General features: G+C 60.6%; 14 protein-coding genes and 2 tRNA genes. 8 read left to right on the top strand and 8 right to left on the bottom strand.

Annotated elements, in window-relative coordinates; translation table 11 throughout:
* Positions 1–30 precede the first annotated feature (30 nt).
* Positions 31–1857 (top strand): ABCB family ABC transporter ATP-binding protein/permease, encoded by a 1827-nt coding sequence (locus ACO08C_RS12745; protein ID WP_421786106.1) that lies wholly within the window; start codon positions 31–33, stop codon positions 1855–1857.
* Here the strand turns inward: ACO08C_RS12745 and ACO08C_RS12750 are convergent.
* The 3 genes from ACO08C_RS12750 to ACO08C_RS12760 form a co-directional block, all read right to left on the bottom strand.
* The gene (locus ACO08C_RS12750) at positions 1820–5032 is read right to left on the bottom strand and encodes an efflux RND transporter permease subunit (RefSeq protein WP_421786108.1); all 3213 of its coding nucleotides are present in this window, start codon (positions 5030–5032) and stop codon (positions 1820–1822) included. The genes ACO08C_RS12745 and ACO08C_RS12750 overlap by 38 nt on opposite strands.
* Positions 5029–6096 (bottom strand): efflux RND transporter periplasmic adaptor subunit, encoded by a 1068-nt coding sequence (locus ACO08C_RS12755; RefSeq protein ID WP_421786109.1) that lies wholly within the window; start codon positions 6094–6096, stop codon positions 5029–5031. Before ACO08C_RS12755 ends, ACO08C_RS12750 begins: the two co-directional genes overlap by 4 nt.
* Before the next feature lie 140 nt (positions 6097–6236).
* Positions 6237–6312, bottom strand: a tRNA-Asn gene (locus ACO08C_RS12760).
* 255 nt (positions 6313–6567) lie between these two features.
* On the opposite strand from ACO08C_RS12760, the gene ACO08C_RS12765 reads away from it, so the two are divergent.
* Entirely contained in the window at positions 6568–6915 is a 348-nt protein-coding gene (locus ACO08C_RS12765) for an Mpo1-like protein (protein WP_421786111.1), read from the top strand.
* 29 nt (positions 6916–6944) lie between these two features.
* On the opposite strand, the gene ACO08C_RS12770 is transcribed toward ACO08C_RS12765, so the two are convergent.
* A tRNA-Cys gene (locus tag ACO08C_RS12770) sits at positions 6945–7018 on the bottom strand.
* Positions 7019–7157: 139 nt separating this feature from the next.
* Between ACO08C_RS12770 and ACO08C_RS12775 the strand changes: the two genes are divergently transcribed.
* The 5 genes from ACO08C_RS12775 to ACO08C_RS12795 all read left to right on the top strand — a co-directional run bounded on the left by ACO08C_RS12775 (position 7158) and on the right by ACO08C_RS12795 (position 13981).
* A complete protein-coding gene (locus tag ACO08C_RS12775) occupies positions 7158–7811 on the top strand; it encodes a protein-L-isoaspartate O-methyltransferase family protein (RefSeq protein ID WP_421786113.1) in 654 nt (217 codons plus the stop codon).
* 142 nt (positions 7812–7953) lie between these two features.
* Positions 7954–9300, top strand: coding sequence for a TolC family outer membrane protein (locus tag ACO08C_RS12780; RefSeq protein WP_421786114.1), 1347 nt, complete (start codon positions 7954–7956; stop codon positions 9298–9300).
* 94 nt (positions 9301–9394) lie between these two features.
* Entirely contained in the window at positions 9395–10021 is a 627-nt protein-coding gene (locus ACO08C_RS12785; protein ID WP_421786116.1) for a DUF2497 domain-containing protein, read from the top strand.
* A gap of 68 nt (positions 10022–10089) precedes the next feature.
* Positions 10090–12813: a valine--tRNA ligase gene (locus tag ACO08C_RS12790; protein WP_421786117.1), complete on the top strand. Its 2724-nt coding sequence runs from the start codon at positions 10090–10092 to the stop codon at positions 12811–12813.
* A 178-nt stretch (positions 12814–12991) separates the two neighbouring features.
* Positions 12992–13981 (top strand): DUF3137 domain-containing protein, encoded by a 990-nt coding sequence (locus ACO08C_RS12795; RefSeq protein WP_421786119.1) that lies wholly within the window; start codon positions 12992–12994, stop codon positions 13979–13981.
* Here ACO08C_RS12795 and ACO08C_RS12800 read toward each other — a convergent pair.
* The 3 genes from ACO08C_RS12800 to erpA all read right to left on the bottom strand — a co-directional run bounded on the left by ACO08C_RS12800 (position 13978) and on the right by erpA (position 15886).
* Positions 13978–14766, bottom strand: coding sequence for an exodeoxyribonuclease III (locus ACO08C_RS12800; protein WP_421786121.1), 789 nt, complete (start codon positions 14764–14766; stop codon positions 13978–13980). The two genes, ACO08C_RS12795 and ACO08C_RS12800, sit on opposite strands and share 4 nt — an antisense overlap.
* Positions 14767–14885: 119 nt before the next feature.
* Positions 14886–15557 carry a nitroreductase gene (locus tag ACO08C_RS12805; RefSeq protein WP_421786123.1) on the bottom strand — a complete coding sequence of 224 codons (672 nt, stop codon included), beginning with the start codon at positions 15555–15557 and terminating at the stop codon, positions 14886–14888.
* The gene (gene erpA / locus ACO08C_RS12810; protein ID WP_421786125.1) at positions 15557–15886 is read right to left on the bottom strand and encodes an iron-sulfur cluster insertion protein ErpA; all 330 of its coding nucleotides are present in this window, start codon (positions 15884–15886) and stop codon (positions 15557–15559) included. The genes ACO08C_RS12805 and erpA overlap by 1 nt, the downstream gene beginning before the upstream one ends.
* A gap of 79 nt (positions 15887–15965) precedes the next feature.
* Between erpA and ACO08C_RS12815 the strand changes: the two genes are divergently transcribed.
* The gene (locus tag ACO08C_RS12815; protein ID WP_421786126.1) at positions 15966–17156 is read left to right on the top strand and encodes a deoxyguanosinetriphosphate triphosphohydrolase; all 1191 of its coding nucleotides are present in this window, start codon (positions 15966–15968) and stop codon (positions 17154–17156) included.
* Here the strand turns inward: ACO08C_RS12815 and ACO08C_RS12820 are convergent.
* Entirely contained in the window at positions 17153–18271 is a 1119-nt protein-coding gene (locus ACO08C_RS12820) for a pentapeptide repeat-containing protein (RefSeq protein WP_421786128.1), read from the bottom strand. The genes ACO08C_RS12815 and ACO08C_RS12820 overlap by 4 nt on opposite strands.
* Positions 18272–18575 lie beyond the last annotated feature (304 nt).

Raw genomic sequence — 18575 nt, forward strand, 5'->3', positions numbered from 1 at the left:
TCGGCCAGGGCGGCGCCTATCTAGCCTGCCATGGCTGACACCCTGCCTCCGCCGTCGCGCGGCGAATTTCGAACCGCTCTTGGACGGCTGTTCCGGCTGCTCCTGTCGGCAGACATGAAAAAATGGCGTCCGCGCATGGCGCTGGCGCTTGCCCTGACCTTGGTTGCCAAGCTTTTTGCCGTTGCGGCCCCGGTCGCGTTTGGCGAGGGGATCAATGCCATTGCGGGTCGGGCTGCTGATGCGGCGATCTGGGGCTTTGTCGCGGCTTTCCTGCTATATGCCGGTGCCCGTTTCATGAGTGTCGGCGCGCCGCAACTGCGTGACGCCCTGTTTGCGCCTGTTAGTCAGGATGCCCAGCGCCTGACAGCGGTACGCGCCTTCGGTCATGTCCAGCGTCTTTCGATCGGCTTCCATCAAACCAAACGGACCGGCGCGCTGAACCGGATCATCGACCGCGGCGCCCGCGCCATCGATTTTTTCCTCCGCTTCTTCGTTTTCAATATCGGACCGACGGTCGTGGAACTCTTGCTGGCGGCGTCCGTGATGGGCGTGGCTTACGGTTGGGAGTTTCCCGTCATTGCCGTTGTCACTGTCGCCGCCTACGCCTTGTCGACGGCGATGGTCACGGAATGGCGCGTGCGCTTGAGGCGTGACATGAACGAGGCCGACAATGAAGCCAGCGCGCGCTCGGTCGATGCGTTGATGAATTTCGAGACGGTAAAATCCTTCGCGGCGGAACAGCGTGAAACAGACCGTTATGATGAGGCGCTCACGCGATATGCGGATGCCGCCACCCGCTCAATGAGCTCGCTGGCATTTTTGAACGGTCTACAGGCATTTATCATGAATGCCGGGCTGCTCGTCATGGCGCTGGTCGCCGGCTGGAAAGCCTGGAATGGCGTGATGGAAGTTGGCGATGTCACGGCGGTCACATTGATTCTGATGAACATCTACCAGCCGCTGAATATACTTGGCTGGGCATATCGCGAAATCCGTCAGGCGGCGGTCGATATGGAGCGATTGTTCGAGACGCTCGCAATCAAGCCTGACGTTGCAGACCGCCCCGGTGCCAAGGCGTTCGAAAGCGGCGGCGGTGATGTCCGTTTCGAGCGAGTGTCATTTGCTCATGACGGGCGTGACCGCTCGCTTGACGATGTCAGCTTCGAATTGGCACCCGGCAGCTTTACGGGGGTCTGCGGCCCGTCAGGCGCCGGCAAGTCAACGCTTCTGAAGCTTCTATTTCGATTCTACGATCCGGCTTCCGGTCAGGTCTTGATCGACGGTACAGACATCCGCGATGTGACGCAGGACAGCCTGCGCGCCCAGATGGGGCTCGTGCCGCAGGATGTCGTGCTGTTCAATGACACGCTGCGCGCCAACATCCAGTATGGCGATCCGGACGCCGACGAGGCTGCGCTCATGGGGGCCGCCGAGCAGGCGCGGCTGGGAGATTTCATCCGCGCTTTGCCAAACGGGCTCGAAACGCTCGTCGGAGAACGTGGCCTGAAACTTTCCGGCGGCGAGAAGCAGCGCGTCGGCGTAGCACGCGCCATCATCCGCAATCCGCGGCTGTTGATCCTCGACGAAGCAACTTCGGCGTTGGATTCGGAAACCGAGGAGGAAGTTCAGCGTGCGCTGCAACAGGCAGCCGCCGGACGCACAACGCTGGCTGTCGCCCACCGGCTATCGACGATCGCTGCTGCCGACCAGATTCTGGTGATGGATGCGGGCCGCATTGTCGAACGGGGTACGCATGCCGAACTGCTCGCACTGGACGGGCTGTATGCCCGCATGTGGCAGCGGCAGGCGGAGGCGGAGTCTACTCTGCCGGAGCGGAGCGCTCCCCGGAGGAAGTAAAGCCGAGACGCGACTGGCCCCAGCCGATGATACGGCGCCGGAAATTTCCCATGCGTGACGGCGCGCCGAGGAAGACGGGCGTGAGGACCAGCGTTAGCAGTGTGGCGAATCCCAAGCCCCAGACCACCGCGCTGGACAATTGCACCCACCATTCCGAAGATGGGCCGCCGATCGAGATGATGCCCGACGCGAAGTTCGCGTTGATCTGGAACACCATCGGAAGCAGGCCGAATATCGTGGTGATCGTGGTGAGCATGACCGGGCGCAAGCGCTGGGCAGCAGTGCGGACGATGGAATCGTCGACCGAATACCCCATCTCGCGCATACGTTGAAAGGTGTCGATCAGAACAATATTGTTGTTCACGACAATGCCTGCCAGCGTCACAACGCCCGTCCCCACGAACAGAACTGAGATATAGGGAAAAGAGAGCTGAATCCCGAGCATGACGCCGACCACGGACAGAACGACGGCCTGCAGCGTTAAAAGCACGTGCCAGAAATTGTTGAACTGCCAGAGCAGGATCACGGCCATCATGAAGAGCGACGCGAGCATCGCGACCATGAAGAACTGACCGGCTTCAGCCGTTTCCTCGTCCGCGCCGCGGAAGCGGATATCGACGTCGGCTGCCAATCGGCCTGCCGCCTGTTCGTCCTCGATCCAAATCCGTAATTCATCCCGTAGCAGATTGGCGGCATAGCCTTCCTCGGCATTGGCACGAATTTCGAGGACGCGCTTGCCGTCGCGGCGATTGATCGAATCGACGCGCTGGCGCGCCTCGCGGGTTACAAAATTGCTGATCGGAACCGACCCGTCGGGCGTGTTGACCCTAAGCTGATCAAGGGCGTCAATACCACGATATTGGGCCGGGAACCGGACGCGGATATCGACTTCCTCGTCGGCATCGTCCGGGCGGTAGCGGCCTACGAGTGCGCCGTTTGTCACCAACTGCACGGCAGCGCCGATCTGCGCGACGTCGGCGCCGAAGCGGCCGGCTTCCTCGCGATCGACCTCCAACCGCCATTCAAGGCCCGGCAGGGGCAGGGTGTCCTCGATATCGACGAGGCCTTCGGTCTCGTCGAGCCGGGCCCGGACGGCCCGAGCAACCTCGTCCAGCGCGAGGAAATTGTCGGACCGTAGCTCGACCTGCACGTCCTTTCCGACCGGCGGTCCGTTTTCAAAGGGCCGGACTTCGGTCACAAGCCCCGGAATATCCGCTACCGCTTCACGGATATCGGCGAGGATCTCGCGGCCATCGCGCCGCTGACCATGCGGATAGAATTCGATAAAGATGCGGGCCACGGCGTCGGCTGGCGCGCCGGAAACGCCATCATTGAAACTGCCCGACTGGGCAGACGACCCCGCAGTCGTGAAATAACCGCGAATACCGTCGATATTCTCCAGGCGCTGCTCGACCTGGACCGCCAGCTCATATTGTTCGGCTGGCGAAAGATTGCCGCGGGCGCGCACGAACACGTAAACCTGCTCTGGTTCGGTATCGAGGAAGAATTCGGTACGGTGAGGCGTTGACCCGAACCACATGAAGGTGGTGACAACGACCAGCAAGGTCATGCCCGCCACCATAAGAGGGCGTTTCACCATCGCGGAGATGGTCCGTGCATACGCGCCGGTGAAGCCCGGCAATTCGGTCGGCTTGGCGGAACTTTCCGCCGATAGCATTGCCAGCGCAGACGGATCGCCCTTCGCAGGTTGCTTACCGATGACGGAGCCGAGTGCCGGCAAGAATACCAGCGCCATGACTAGGGCGGATGACAACACGAAGATCAATGTTGTCGGCAGATATGACATGTATTGCCCCGGGATCGTGTCCCAGAACAGGAAGGGTAGGAAGGCCGCCAAAGTCGTGCCCGTCGATGAGACGATCGGCCAGAACATGCGCTTGCCGGCCATCGCATAGCTGTCGCGGCGCGGCGTGCCTTCAGCCAGTTTCCGGTCGGCATATTCAACGACGACAATGGCGCCATCGACCAGCAAGCCGACGGCCAAAACCATGGCGAACATCACCATGAAATTCACCGAATAGCCGAACACGCTCAGCAGCAGGAAGGAAAACAGGAAGCTGGACGGGATGGCGATCCCGACGAGCAGCGCCGAGCGCAGTCCGAGGGCTGCGACGACCAATATCATCACCAGCACGATGGCGAGCGTGATCGAACTCGACAGGCTGTTGAGTGAATCCTGCACATAGGTCGAGACATCGAGTGAGAAAGCGTGACCGACCGATTCCGGCCAACTCGCCGAGACTTCGGCGACACGCTCGCGGACCTCCGCAGTCATGTCGATGATGTTGGCCCCCGGGCGGCGGACCACTTGCAGCGAAAAGGCCGGGCGGCCGTTGTAACGCGCGAACCCGTCGCGATCCTTGAAGGTGCGGCGGACTTCCGCGAGGTCCGCAAGCGTGACGACCGTATCGCCACTGCGTGCCACCGGTAGATCCAGCGCATCTTGGGCGGTCTCGAACAGGCCCGGCACCTTCACCTGGAAGCGCGCATCTCCCGTATCGAGTGCCCCCGCCGCGACCAGCTGGTTGTTGGCCTGTACCGCGCCGATCACCTGGCCGAAAGTGACGCCGAAGGATTCAAGCCGCGCCGGGTCAACCACGACTTCCAGGAGCTCGTCGCGCGTGCCGGAGAGATTGGCTTCCAGCACCGCGGGCAGCGCTTCAAGTTCGTCCTGCAAATCGCGGGCGAGGCGGTAAAGCGCGCGCTCGGGCACGTCACCATAAAGCTGGACGACGATGGCCGGTGCCAACGCCGCATTGATTTCCCGCAACACAGGCTCGCGGGCATCTTCGGGAAATTCGCGACGTGCGAGGTCCATTGCCTCGCGGACGTCAAGAATGGCCTGGTCTGCGTCGAAGGTGACGTCGAATTCCAGCACCATGGAGCCCGCGCCAAGCTGGCCAGACGTATTAAGCTCCTCAAGCCCCTCGATGGACCGCAGCTCGGTTTCTGCGGGCCTCAGAATCAAGCGTTCTGCATCTTCGGGCGAAAGGCCTTCAAGCGGTACGATTACGCCGACAAAGGGAATCGGAATATCGGGATCGGCTTCCTTGGGCGCGGTGACATAGGACACTAGCCCCGCCATCAACAGGACGCCGAAGATGACCAAGATCATCCGGACCCGATTGACGGCGAAGTCGACGATCTGGGTCATGGCGCGCGTACCGCATCGACGCTGGCGCCGTCCTCAACAAAGTCTTGTCCCTGGACGATGACCCTTGCCGGGTCCGGCAGGCCGGAAACCCAACTGCCGCCGGCCTCGTCGGACAGCCATTCGACCTCGACGAAATCGACGCGATTGTTGTCATCGATGATCCGCACACCGATATTGCCGTCTTCATTGAGCGCCAGCACGGTGGTCGGCACCAGATGTGCCGGCCGGGTAGCCAGAGGAATAATGATTTCGGCGGTGACGCCAGCACGCAATTCGCCACTCGGATTATCGATCGCCAATTCGGTCCGGAACGTCCGCGTGGCAGGATCGGCCTGACGCGCGATGCGCCGGATTGTCCCGTCGACCCGCTCGCCGGTGATAAGGCGTGCACGACCGGCCATGCCGGTTTCCAGGGTGCCGACATCACGCTCGGCGACCTGCGCGGCGGCCAGCAAGGGGTCAAGTTCCAGCACGACCCCGCAAGGCTCTCCGGGTGCCAGGAAATCACCGATCTCTGCTTCACGCCGGTCAAACCAGCCGTCAAACGGCGCGCGGATAAAAATGTTCTGCAATTCCTGGCGGGCCGCTTCGAGGCGTGCCCTTGCGCCGTCGCGGACCGCTTCCAGGGCTGAAATCGAATTCTGTGAGCGGTAACCGCGATCGCCCAGCGCCACAGCACCCTCATATTCCTGTTGTGCGGCGCGCAGATCGGCCTGAGCCTGATCGAGCGCCGCTTGGCGGGCATCGACATCCAGCCGGCAAAGAAGATCACCCTCGCGGACGCGTGAGCCTTCGAGAGCCGGGGCTTCGACGACGCGGCCGCCGGTTTCGGCGCGGACCGCGACTTCGCGGATTGCTTCGGTGCGGCCGCGCAATACAAGAAATGCCGGCTGTTCTCCGGCTTGAACAACCTCGTAAACAACACGCGGCGCGCGTGATGGAGCTTGTCCATCTTCGGATGCGCGCTCGGTTTCACCGCTATTGAAAAGGGTCCCGATCAGGAAGAAGCCGCCCACCAGCAGCACGATCACGATCGCCGCGATATATCGACCGTCGAGTTTCATGACGTGGGAGCTCGCTTTCGCCTGCGTTGATGTTGCAGATGCGAGATACGCCGCTTTCCCTGAAGAATCGAGAGGAAAGCCGGGAATTGATCAGTCTTTTTCGAAACTGATCAGGATTTGCCGGAAGAAATGTTCGTGAGTGGCTCCCTGGGACGGGCTCGAACCGCCGACCCGGTGATTAACAGTCACCTGCTCTACCAACTGAGCTACCAGGGAAGAACCATCTCAATGAGCGCGCCGCTATATCACTTGATCGCTTCCGGCGGCAAGCCTCGCATCGCAACCAAATGCACAAAGAAAGATCGGGAGCCGAAGGGCTCCCGATAAGGCATTGGGTGGATGGTGGGGTGTCTTCACGGGAAGACATGTACACCTTCCCTTAAGAGGGTAAATGTTCGGTTAACGGCATTGCGATGCGGTCGAAAAAGATTCAAGCTGTTTGAGAAAGTCTTATCCGGAAGGGCTCGGGTCATGCGTGAATACACAACATATCGCGATTTTTTTCCGTACTACCTACAAGAGCACGCCAAGCCGGGAACGCGCTATTTCCATTATGCGGGATCGATTCTGGCGATAGGGGTGCTGATATTCGCGCTCGCGAGCCAGACTTGGTGGATGCTGTTGCTGGTACCGGTGTCAGGGTATTTCTTCGCCTGGGTGAGTCATGCTTTCGTGGAGCGCAACAAGCCGGCGACCTTCACTTATCCCCTATGGTCGCTGCGCGGTGATTATCACATGCTGTTCCTCGCATTGACCGGAAAGCTGGATGGCGAGCTGGAGCGGGCGGGCGTTGGTCGGCGTGCGGCCAGCGAGAGCTAAGGCCCGGCGATCGATACGTTTTGGGAAAATGGAGGCTCCGCCCGGAATCGAACCGGGGTACACGGATTTGCAGTCCGCTGCGTCACCACTCCGCCACGGAGCCTCGGCGCGGTGAGGAGCGTTTGTAACCGAGGCGAATTCATGCGGCAACGTGTCTTCGCACGATCGCCGTCATCAGGTGTTGCCGCCGCCTTTGAACCCACGATATAAGCGCGGCGCTATCAGATTTGAGGGGGCTGCACGTGCTCGATCTTTCCCGCGAACGCGATGCCATGGTGGACAGCCAGGTCCACACTGCAGACGTCACCGAGCGGCGTCTGTTGCGCGCGATGCGGACATTGCCCCGTGAGATTTTCATGCCCAAGAGCAAAAGGGCGTTGGCTTACGCCGATTGCGAGGTGGAGGCCGCACCAGGGCGATGGATGATGCGCCCGCGCGAACTGGGCATGCTGATCCAGGCTGCCGATATTGATGAAGCCGATCTGGTTCTGAATATTGCCAGTGGACGCGGGTATGCTGCTGCCGTGATTTCGCGCCTGGCCGAGACCGTGGTGGGTGTCGAAAGCGATGAAGGCTTGATCGAGAAAGCCTCCGCGTCGCTCGCCGCTGCCGGTTGTGACAATGCCGCAGTTATCAAAGGTAATCTGCGTGAAGGTGCGCCGGGGCAGGGACCTTACGATGTTGTTTTCGTGGAAGGTGCTGTCGAGGAAACCCCTCGCGCCTGGTTCGATCAACTAAAAGATGGCGGGCGGTTGGCGGTCGTAATACGACAGGGCCATATCGGCAAGGCGACGATCTTCACGCGGTCGGGCGAGACGATCGGTCAACGTGTCGCGTTTGACGCCACGCCGCGTCTGATCCCGGGTTTCAAGCGCGAGGCCGGCTTCGTTTTCTAGGACCGCCCGCTGCTTGAAAAAATTGGCAGGTCGATTAAGTGAACGCTGTTCACTTCGAACAGCTTCGTTAGAAATCTTACGAAGCCGACACTATGCCGGGGACGCCAGCTGTATAAAGTACGGCTAAATCCGAGGGACGCACATGTTTAAACGACTTTTCTGTTCAGGCGCTTTCGCGGCCTTGGCAATCTCACTGCCTGCGGGCGCACAAACCTTTGAAGAAACGCTGGAATTGACCTACCGGTCGAACCCGACGCTTCAGGCGGACCGGGCCGGCGTCCGGGCGATCGAGGAAACGGTGACGCAGGCGCGGTCAGGATGGCTACCCAGCGTGTCGGCGAGAGCAAGCATTTCACGGTCGCGCACTGAGAGCTCTGGCGGATTCTTCAACCAGGCCAACACAGTGACACCGCAAAATTATCGTATCGATGCTAGCCAAGCGATCTGGCGCGGTGGCGAAATCAACGGTGCGATCAATCAGGCGCAAGCGAATGTTTTGGCGACGCGGGAATCACTCCGTTCGACGGAACAGACGGTGCTTCTCGCGGCGGCCACGGCCTTTCTGGATGTCCGCCGCGATGTCGAAATTGCCAACATCCGGCGCAACAATGTCGAGGTTTTGCTGGCGCAACTGGATGCCGCCGAAGACCGGTTCGAGGTTGGCGAAATCACGCGAACAGATGTTTCTCAAGCAGAGGCCCGCCTGTCGAGCGCCCGCGCCCAACTGGCGGCAGCCCTGTCGCAACTTGCAGCCAGCCGGGCGCGTTATGCAGCGGTCGTCGGCCAGTATCCAGCAACCCTGACACCCGAACCGCCTTTGCCGGAATTGCCGGCGTCAATTGAAGACGCGCTTGAAATCGCGCTTGACTACAGCCCGGTGTTACGGGCGGCTGCATTCAACGAGGATTCGGCACGCGCCGGTATCCAATCCGCGCGCGGCGCCTTCTCGCCCGACGTTTCGCTGTCTGCATCGGCCAGCCGATCAAATGATCAGAGTTTCACGGGGGATCAGACCGACCGTTACTCGCTGACCGCAGAAGTGACGGTGCCGTTATTTACCGGCGGGCTGAACGGTTCGCGTTTGCGGCAGGCCACGTTCAACGCCGATCAAGCGCGGATCCGGGTGACGGCCGCGCGGCGGCAAGTGACCGAAGTGGTAACGACGGCTTACAATAACTTGGTGGCCAGCCGGTCAGTCATCGATTCGAGCCAGCGCTCGGTGGAAGCCAACGAAATCGCGCTGGAGGGCGTTCAACAGGAAGCGTTTGTCGGATTGCGCACAACGCTCGACGTGCTGAACGCAGAACAGGAGTTGCTTGACGCACGTCTGACCTTGGTGAGCGCCGAACGCGATTCCTATGTGGCCGGGCTGACATTGCTGCAAGCCATGGGATTGCTGACCGCTGAGACACTGGAAATCAGCGGGACGCCCGAACCCTATCTAAGCGAGCCGAGCCGCACCAATTTCGACTTAACGCCGTGGAATTAGCGCGGGAAAACTGGGCTTTCCGGCTGGACAGGTTGGCCCAACACCGGTTTTATTCCCCAAACAGGGGAAGCGGTGAACAAGGGATCGCGCGCTAATGTCTACAGAAGCTGCTGAAAACGAACCGTCCATGGAAGAGATCCTCGCCTCGATCCGGCGGATCATTGACGAGGATGAAGAGGGCGGTGAGACCGAGGCCGAAGCGGCCGCTCCGGAAGCCGAGCCTGAGGCTGCCGCAGAACCCGAGATCGAACCTGAGCCCGCCGCCGAAGTGGCGCCGGCGCCCGAACCGGAAGCCGAGCCGGACGAGGAAGTCCTCGAACTGACCGATACGGTCGAGGACGACTCGCCCGGTACTGATCCGCTGGCGATTGATGACGATCTCATGATCGTGGATCGTGAGGACGAACCGGAAGCTGAAGCGCAGCCTGAAGCCGAGCCAGAGCCGGAACCCGAACCGGAGCCGGAACCCGTGATGGAGGCTGCACCTGAGCCCGAGAGCGACGAGACGCTCGTCAGCCCGCCGGCCGCAACGGCCGCAGCCGGGGCTTTCGACGCCTTGGCCGAGAATCTCCGTGTTGCCAGCGCTGACGGTTTGACCCTCGAGGGGATCGTGCGCGAAATGATGCGTCCCATGCTGAAAGAATGGCTGGACGCCAATCTGCCGCGCATTGTCGAGGAGAAGGTCGAATCTGAAATCGAGCGAATCTCGCGTCGACGCTGAGCCTGATCTGACATCAACAACAAGCGGGCGTCGACGAAGCCGTCGGCGCCCTTTATGTATCCGCCGCCATGCTAGACAAGACCTTTGATCCGAAAGCCGCCGAGCCACGCCTGTATGCTCGGTGGGAAGATGCCGGGACGTTCCAGCCGAAGGACGATCCGGACGCCGAGACCTTCTCGATTGTCATCCCGCCACCGAATGTGACCGGCAGCCTGCATATCGGTCACGCGCTGAACAATACGCTGCAGGACGTTCTTGTCCGTTATCACCGCATGCTGGGCAAGGCCGTGCTGTGGCAGCCGGGCACCGACCATGCCGGGATCGCCACGCAGATGGTCGTGGAACGACAGCTAGCGGCGGAGGGCAATATCTCGCGCCGCGACATGGGCCGGGAGGCTTTCATCGAGCGGGTCTGGGCTTGGAAGGAAGAGTCCGGCGGCACGATTCTCAATCAGCTGCGCCGGCTGGGCGCCTCCTGCGACTGGAGCCGCGAGCGCTTCACCATGGATGAAGGCCTCTCCAAGGCTGTCCTCAAGGTCTTCGTCGAACTCTACAATCAGGGCCTGATCTACCGCGACAAGCGGCTGGTGAACTGGGATCCCCACTTTCAGACGGCGATTTCCGATCTCGAGGTTGAGAACAAGGAGGTCGACGGGCATTTCTGGCGCTTCCGCTATCCGCTTGCGGATGGCTCGACCTACGACTTCCCGATTGCTTTCGACGAGGACGGCCAGCCGGCCGAGTGGGAAAGCCGGGATTACATCGTTGTCGCGACGACGCGCCCCGAGACGGTGCTCGGCGATACCGGTGTGGCCGTGCATCCGGACGATGAGCGATATGCGGGTCTCGTGGGCAAGAAGGTTCGCCTTCCGATCGCCGATGTCGAAATTCCGATTGTGGCAGACGAACATGCCGATCCGGAGCAGGGATCGGGCGCCGTGAAGATCACGCCGGCGCACGATTTTAACGATTTCATGGTCGGCGAGCGGCAGGGCTTACCCCTGGTGAACATTTTTGACCGCGAGGCGCGGTTGTTGAGCGAGATTGCCGACGAGAAAGTCGATGGACTCGAGCGCATCCCGGAAGACTGGCGCGGGCTCGACCGGTTCGAGGCGCGTGAAAATCTGGTCGCCCGCATGGATGAGCTCGGCCTGCTCGACGGTATCGAGGACCGCAAGGTGCAGCAGCCCTTCGGGGACCGATCCGGCGTTGTGGTTGAACCTTTCCTGACCGACCAGTGGTTCGTGCAGGCGGATGTGTTGGCCAAGGAGGCGATTGCTGCCGTCGAGGACGGGCGTACCACATTCCATCCGAAAAACTGGGAGAACACCTATTTCAATTGGATGCGCAACATCCAGCCTTGGTGCATATCGCGCCAGCTCTGGTGGGGGCACCGAATCCCGGCCTGGTATGATGAGGACGGCAACGTCTATGTCGCAGAGCGTGAGGAAGATGCCGTTGCACAGGCCGGCGGAAAGCCGCTGACCCAGGACGAGGATGTGCTCGACACCTGGTTCTCGTCCGCGCTGTGGCCGTTCTCGACACTCGGATGGCCCGAAGAAACCAATGAGCTAAAGCGGTTTTATCCGACTTCGGTACTCGTGACCGCGTTTGACATCATTTTTTTCTGGGTGGCCCGGATGATGATGCAGGGGCTTCATTTCCGACAGGAAATTCCGTTTCACGATGTCTACATCCACGCCCTGGTGCGCGACGAGCACGGCGCCAAGATGTCGAAGTCCAAGGGAAATGTGATAGATCCGCTGGAACTGGTCGACGAGTTCGGCGCTGACGCCGTGCGCTTTACGCTGACCGCGTTAGCTGCCCAGGGGCGCGACATCCGCATGTCGAAAGAGCGCGTCGAGGGTTACCGGAATTTCGGCACCAAGCTGTGGAATGCGGCCCGCTTCTGCCTGATGAATGACTGCCTGCCGGAAGCGAATTTCGACCCGAAATCGGCCAAGCAGACCGTCAATCAATGGGTGCTCGGCGAGGCCGAGACGGCCGCTGCGGCCGTCGCGAAAGGGCTGGAGTCCTATCGATTCAATGAGGCGGCGGGCGCGGCCTACCGCTTCGTCTGGAATGTGTTCTGCGACTGGCATCTCGAATTCGCCAAGCCATTGCTTTCTGGCGATGATGAGGGCGCGAAGGCCGAAACGCGTGCGACAACGGCTTATGTGCTTGAAGTAGCCTTGAAGCTCTTGCACCCGTTCATGCCCTTTGTCACCGAAGAGCTGTGGGAGAAAACGGCAGGCGCCCGCGATCGCGAAGGCCTCTTGATCGTAGCCGATTGGCCGAAGCTGGACGGGCTCGGCAATCCGGGCGCACAGGCGGAAATGAACTGGTTGGTCAGCCTGATCACCGAAATTCGCAAGCTGCGCTCGGAGATGAACATTCCGCCGAACGCCAAGCCGAACGGGCTGGCCATCGGTGCCGGTACTGAGCTCGCGGCGCGGCTGGAGCGTCATGCGGCGCTGATCTGCCGTTTGGCGCGGCTGGAGTCGGTTGCGCCGGCCAAGCAAGCGCCCGAAGGGTCCGCCCAGATCATCGTTGAAGAAATTACCTACGCCCTACCGCTCGAAGGCGTCATTGATTTCGATGCCGAGCGGGCTCGCCTCGACAAGGAAACTGCCAAGGTTGAGGGTGAGATCACGCGGCTCGAGAGAAAGCTCGGCAATGAGAAGTTTGTGGCCAATGCTCCGGATGCCGTGGTGGCCGGCGAGCGGGCCAAGCTCGCGGAGTATGCCGCGCAGAAGGACGCTCTGGTCGCGGCCCGCGAACGGCTCGGCTAGTCGACAGCAACCCCTCACCCAGCCTGCTCGACGCTTCGCGATCCCGCAGCCTTCCCCTCTCCCCTTCAAAAGGGGAGAGGGAAAAGGAAGGCGGCCACGATAGCGGTCGGCTTTCGAGGGTGAGGGGTTTTCGAACTACCGGGATTGCGCCTTGGCTCTGACCGGCTAGCCTCGTGCCATGACTGACGCGACACCTTTGTCACCGGCAATGGAAACTGTCTGGCGGGAAGACCTTTCGCCCTTTCTTGCCGAGCGGGAGGCACGCCGGAAGCAGGGCGTCAACGAGCTGGTGTTTGGCGGAATCGGCGGTGTAACGGCCGGTATCGTCGCACTGGTCGTGCTGTCGCTCGTGTTCCTGCCGCAATTCGGGATCTTTGCGTTGATCGGCTTGAGTGTGCTCGGCTTCGTCCTGGGTGGCCGCAAGCTCGGAGTTCTCCAAAAAGAGGTGAAAACGGGCCTCCTTAACCGGCTCGCTGAGGCTTCTGCCATGCGATATGCGCTGAAACCGCACCAACCAGCCCGATTCAACGTGTTCCGCGAACACGGGCTGATCCCGTCCTCGCAGCGCGACAGTTTCGAGGATCATTTCATCGGCGAGCGTCACGGTTCGGTTTTTGAACTCTATGAGGCCAAGCTGGAGCAGCGGCGGCGTTCCGACAAGCGGACGTATTACGCCACTGTGTTTCGCGGCCTGTTAATCCGGATCGAGTTTCCGCGCACGATCGAAGGTGTCACGGTCATCGCGCGTGACAAAGGCCTTTTCAACGGGCTTGAAAGCTGGGGCCGCAAGGCATTCGGGAGTCACAAGCTGGAACGCGTTGGCCTGGTCGACCCGAATTTTGAGGAGATATTTGAGGTCTATTCCACGGACCAGGTGATGTCGCGCTACCTCCTGACACCCACCTTTATGGAACGGCTATGCGCGCTGGAAGAGACGGTGAAAGGCAAAAATGTCCGCGCTGCTTTCGACGAACGCCGGGGCGGCGGCGAATTGCTGATCGCGGTCGAAACCGGGAATCTGTTCGAGCCGGGCAGCCTATTCAAACCGCTCGACGATGAGGAGCGCGTGCGCACATTGCTCCAGGAAATCGATTTGGTGACCGGCATGCTAGATTTGATGGTTCGTCCGCCCGAGCTGGGTGAAAACGTGTTGGCGGATAAGGCCTAGAAATCGAAGGTCGCCACGACCGGCACGTGATCGGAAGCCTTCGGCTTGCCGCGCGTCGCCTTGTGGATTTCGACGGATTTGAGCCGGTCTGCCGCTTGGGGTGAGCACACGAGATGGTCGATGCGGATGCCGTGGTCCTTTTGCCAGGCACCGGCCTGGTAGTCCCAGAAGGTATATTGGTGCGCGCGGCCATCGCACTGCTCGAAGGCGCTGGTGAAGCCCTGGAAGAGGAGCTGGCGGAAGGCGGCGCGGGTTTCCGGCCGGGTCAGCGCATCGCCTTCCCAGGCTGCCGGATCGTGCACGTCGGCATCGCCGGGGATGACGTTATAATCGCCGGCCAGGACCAGATTTTCCTCATAGGTGAGGAGTTCGGCAGCGCGCGCGCTGAGGCGTTTCATCCAGCCAAGCTTGTAGTCGAATTTCGGACCGGGCGCGGGATTGCCATTGGGCAAGTAGATTGAGGCGACACGCACGACGACGCCTTCGGCCGAGATTACCGCTTCTAGATAGCGAGCTTGTTCGTCCGCGTCGTCGCCCGGCAGGCCGGTAACGGTCTCTTCAATCGGGAATTTCGAGAGGATGGCCACGCCATTGTAGGATTTCTGCCCGTGCGTTTCGACATTGTAGCCGAGTTCCTCGATCTCGAGGCGCGGGAAATTCTCGTCGATGCACTTGATTTCCTGCAGACAGACGATGTCAGTTTCGCTTTCCCGCAGCCAGTCGAGCACATTCTCGAGGCGCGCCTTGACCGAGTTGACGTTCCAGGTGGCGATGGTGAGAGACATGGGTGGGCCTTCGAACAAACGAATCTGGAATTGCGCTTCCGGTGTAGCACCGGGAGGCCGGCAGATCACCGGTCTGGCTGTGCCGGCCGAAAGGACGCTGTCGCCTGCCAGAGGCGATCCTAGAAACCGCGGAACGTCGCGATCTCGCCAAGCTCCGCACGTGGGGTGCGCATGGCGTTGAGCGGCGCGTCCGGATCGGCATAGCCGAGCGCCATGCCGCAATAAACCTGTTCGTTCTCCGGCAGGTCGAGGGCCTTGCCGATCGTTGCCGTGAAGCGTGTCCAGGCCTCCTGCATGCAGGTGGCCAGACCGTGCGCCTGCGCAGCCAGGGCGACGGCGTAAATGAACATGCCGAGATGCGCCCACTGATTGGGGTTCATTTTTGGATCGATGGCAAAGAACAGCCCGACCGGCGCGCCGAAAAAGTCGAAGTTTTTTAGAAGTTGACCAAACCGGCCTGCCTTATCGTCCCGGGAAATACCCAGGATGTCATAAAGTTGCTCACCAACCTGGTAGCGGCGTGAGCGATACGGTTCCCAGAGCTTCTCCGGATAGACCGGAAAATCATTCTCATCACCGAACGGATCGGCTTCCATTTTCGCTTTCACCGCATCGATAACGGCTTGGCGCGCCGCACCGGTGACGACATGTACTTTCCAGGGCTGGAGATTGCCGCCGGACGGCGCCCATCGCGCATCGTCAAGCACGGCGCGGACGGTCGCTTCATCGACTGGCTTGTCAAGGAATACGCGCGTGGAAATCCGCGTGCGCAACGCGTGGCGAATATCCATCAGACCGAGAAGCTGACGCCGCAGCCGCAGGCCGCGGTTGCGTTCGGATTTTCGATCCGGAAAGTGGCGCCAATCAGATCGTCAGAAAAATCGATAGTGCAATCGGCGAGGAAGGGCAGGGAGGCGGCGTCGATCGCCACTTTTGCGCCGTCGCGTTCGAGAAGCGTGTCATCCTCACCGGCTGTCTCATCGAGATCAAACTTGTAAGAAAAGCCCGAGCAGCCGCCGCCCTCGACAGAAATCCGCAATACACCGGCCTTCTCGCTTTCGAGAATAGCGTGAATGCGCTTGGCGGCGCGCTCAGTGAGTTCGATCTGCGGTGCGGCCATGACGGGCTCCGGTTTTCGTTTTGGTTCCCTGTGATATATGGAGCCCGCGAGGCGTACGCAAACCCGGATTGGACAGGATATGAGCGTCGGAGCGATAGATCGCAGCCGGGCAGTCTATGCCTGCCACCCGTCGCAATCGCGCGGGCGGGTCTTTCCGCAGCCGGAAAGCCGGTCGCGCACCGCTTTCCAGCGTGACCGCGACCGCATTATCCACACAACGGCTTTCCGACGGCTGAAAGAGAAAACCCAAGTCTTTGTTGCGCATGAAGGCGATCATTATCGCACCCGGCTGACCCATTCGCTGGAAGTGGCACAGATCGCGCGCACGATTGCGCGAGCGCTCGGTGCGGACGAGGATCTAACCGAGGCGCTGGCGCTGGCACATGATTTGGGGCATCCGCCCTTCGGACATGCGGGCGAGCGCGCGCTGGCGGCCTGCATGAAGGACTTTGGCGGTTTCGATCACAATGCCCATACGCTGCGCATCATCACCAAGTCGGAAGTGCGATATGCCGAGTTCGAAGGGCTGAACCTGACCTGGGAAACGGTCGAGGGCATCGTCAAGCATAACGGTCCGCTCATTACGGCGGCACAGGGCGAGGACCAGCTGAATTGGGGCATCACCAATTATCCCCGCTGGCGCGACCTTGAACTCGACAGCTTCGCCTCTTTGGAAGCACAGATTGCGGCGTTGTCGGATGACATTGCCTACAATAATCACGACATTGATGACGGGCTTCGGGCTGGCCTGCTCAATCTGGACGAACTCGCCGAACTCCCGCTCGTCGGGTGGGCACTGGCTGCGATCCGTGAACGCTATCCGTCAGCCAGCGAGGAGATCCAGATCCTCGAAATGATCCGCGAATTGATCGGGGTGATGGTCGAGGACGTGTTGGCCGAAACCCGCAAGCGTTTAACAGCGCTCGCCCCCGAAAGCGCCGATTCGATCCGCAGCGCTGGGCGCGAATCCGCAGCGTTCTCGAATGACATGCTGGTCGAACTGGCAGAAGTGCGCCGCCATCTCTTTGCCAACATGTACCGGCACTACAAAGTCAATCGCATGATGGCGCAAGCCGAGCGCGTGGTGACCGAATTGTTCGGGTGTTTTATTGCCGACCCGGGTTTACTGCCCACGCGGTTCCGGAATCTGGCCGGCGAACCGGGCAGTGTCGACCTGGCGCGGCTGGTCTGCGATTACATTGCGGGAATGACCGACCGATACGCGCTGGAAGAACACCGGCGGTTATTCACAGTGCAAGGGTATCTTTAGGCACTCGCCTTGAACGAGATAATGCCGTCGAGGTCGACAACCGGACCGCTGGCGCTGTCGGGCAGTCGTGCGCCGGCACTGCGGCAGTTCTCGAAATTCGTGGTCTGAATTTGCCCGTCGCCAATCCTGACGCCGCCGACCTGGCATTTGTCGAAACGCGCAAAGTTCAATCGGCAATCGATGAACTGGACCCCGCGCAAATCCGCAGACCGGAAATCCGCGTCGCGCAAATCGCAATTTACGAACCGGCTGCACGCCATGAGCGCATTCGTGAAGTTGCCACCCAGCATCAGGCAATTCTCGAACACGGACATGTGCAATTGCTTGCCGGCAAAGTCATTCGACAGCGGCCGCAGATCCTCGCGCGCGAGCTCGAGCGTCGTTCCCGACCGACCGTGAGTTGCAGACCATTGTTCCGCTTCGCCAATCCGTTCGCGGATTTCTCCGGCCCTGGCTTTGGCCGTTTCACCCGGCGGCAGGACTGCGGCCTGCAGGCCGGCAGGATCAATGCGCACCATCCGCAAATCGACGTCCTCCAGCACTGCGTCGGCAAATGTCGCCCCCTGGAGCAAGGCACCGCTTAAATTGGCGCCGCGAAGAATGGAGCCGCTGAAATCGGCGCCTTCGAGGCGGGCACTCGCCAGATTGGCTTTCTTGAGCGAACAATCGCGGAAGTCGACTTTCCGCAATTGCGATGTGTGCTTGTCGGGCGAGACCATCGGCAATGGCGACCCCAAATTATTGCCATTGTCGGCACGCACCAAGGTCGCATCCCGGAAATCGGCGCCGTCGAGAATCGCGCCGAAAAAGTTGGCCTCGCGCAGGATGCTGCCGCGCAGATCGGCTCGACAGAGATTTGTTGCGCGGAAATCGGATCCGGTCAGATCGCAGCAATACAAATTGGCAAGCTTGAACGAGGACGCTGCAAAAAAGGCGTGTGAGAGATCTGCTCCGGTGAGGTCAGCATCGTCGAAGCAACGCTTCTGGAATACAGCACCGGACCAGTTCGTGTATCTGGCGACCAGCTTGCGTCCGGTGGAATCGCGACGGACGTATTTCTCGTGCTGATCGACCATCGCCTTCATGGCCGCGAGCTGTGCGCTATGTATCGCCATTTCGACCCCTAGCTTGACCATTTAGTTTGAAGCTAAGCATGGCCGGAAGATTATGATCTGGCTTCTTAATTGCCGGTGAAAATCACTGCGAATCCGCGGCCGATTGTATAGTCACGCGGCGCCAGGATATGCTGAAATGATTGCGCGCACAGAAAGACAAGTAGGCGCGGTCATGATCAATGGAAGCCGTAGATCGTGCTGGCCCCGCACCTGATGAGATGGCAAAAAAGCCATCGGCGGCGTTGCGGCGCGTCAAGCGGCCTGAGTTTACTTGTTGAGAAGTCGCCGGTCGGACCGATAACAC

Source organism: Hyphobacterium sp., from assembly GCF_965229905.1.
In the GTDB taxonomy this organism is placed as follows: Bacteria; Pseudomonadota; Alphaproteobacteria; order Caulobacterales; family Maricaulaceae; genus Hyphobacterium.

What these genes read in the sequence shown, in the direction of transcription:
- ACO08C_RS12745 (WP_421786106.1), top strand. Translation starts at nt 31, where the DNA reads ATGGCTGACACCCTGCCTCCGCCGTCGCGCGGCGAATTTCGAACCGCT.
- ACO08C_RS12750 (WP_421786108.1), bottom strand. Translation starts at nt 5,032, where the DNA reads ATGACCCAGATCGTCGACTTCGCCGTCAATCGGGTCCGGATGATCTTG.
- ACO08C_RS12755 (WP_421786109.1), bottom strand. Translation starts at nt 6,096, where the DNA reads ATGAAACTCGACGGTCGATATATCGCGGCGATCGTGATCGTGCTGCTG.
- ACO08C_RS12765 (WP_421786111.1), top strand. Translation starts at nt 6,568, where the DNA reads ATGCGTGAATACACAACATATCGCGATTTTTTTCCGTACTACCTACAA.
- ACO08C_RS12780 (WP_421786114.1), top strand. Translation starts at nt 7,954, where the DNA reads ATGTTTAAACGACTTTTCTGTTCAGGCGCTTTCGCGGCCTTGGCAATC.
- ACO08C_RS12785 (WP_421786116.1), top strand. Translation starts at nt 9,395, where the DNA reads ATGTCTACAGAAGCTGCTGAAAACGAACCGTCCATGGAAGAGATCCTC.
- ACO08C_RS12790 (WP_421786117.1), top strand. Translation starts at nt 10,090, where the DNA reads ATGCTAGACAAGACCTTTGATCCGAAAGCCGCCGAGCCACGCCTGTAT.
- ACO08C_RS12795 (WP_421786119.1), top strand. Translation starts at nt 12,992, where the DNA reads ATGACTGACGCGACACCTTTGTCACCGGCAATGGAAACTGTCTGGCGG.
- ACO08C_RS12800 (WP_421786121.1), bottom strand. Translation starts at nt 14,766, where the DNA reads ATGTCTCTCACCATCGCCACCTGGAACGTCAACTCGGTCAAGGCGCGC.
- ACO08C_RS12805 (WP_421786123.1), bottom strand. Translation starts at nt 15,557, where the DNA reads ATGGATATTCGCCACGCGTTGCGCACGCGGATTTCCACGCGCGTATTC.
- erpA (WP_421786125.1), bottom strand. Translation starts at nt 15,886, where the DNA reads ATGGCCGCACCGCAGATCGAACTCACTGAGCGCGCCGCCAAGCGCATT.
- ACO08C_RS12815 (WP_421786126.1), top strand. Translation starts at nt 15,966, where the DNA reads ATGAGCGTCGGAGCGATAGATCGCAGCCGGGCAGTCTATGCCTGCCAC.
- ACO08C_RS12820 (WP_421786128.1), bottom strand. Translation starts at nt 18,271, where the DNA reads ATGGCGATACATAGCGCACAGCTCGCGGCCATGAAGGCGATGGTCGAT.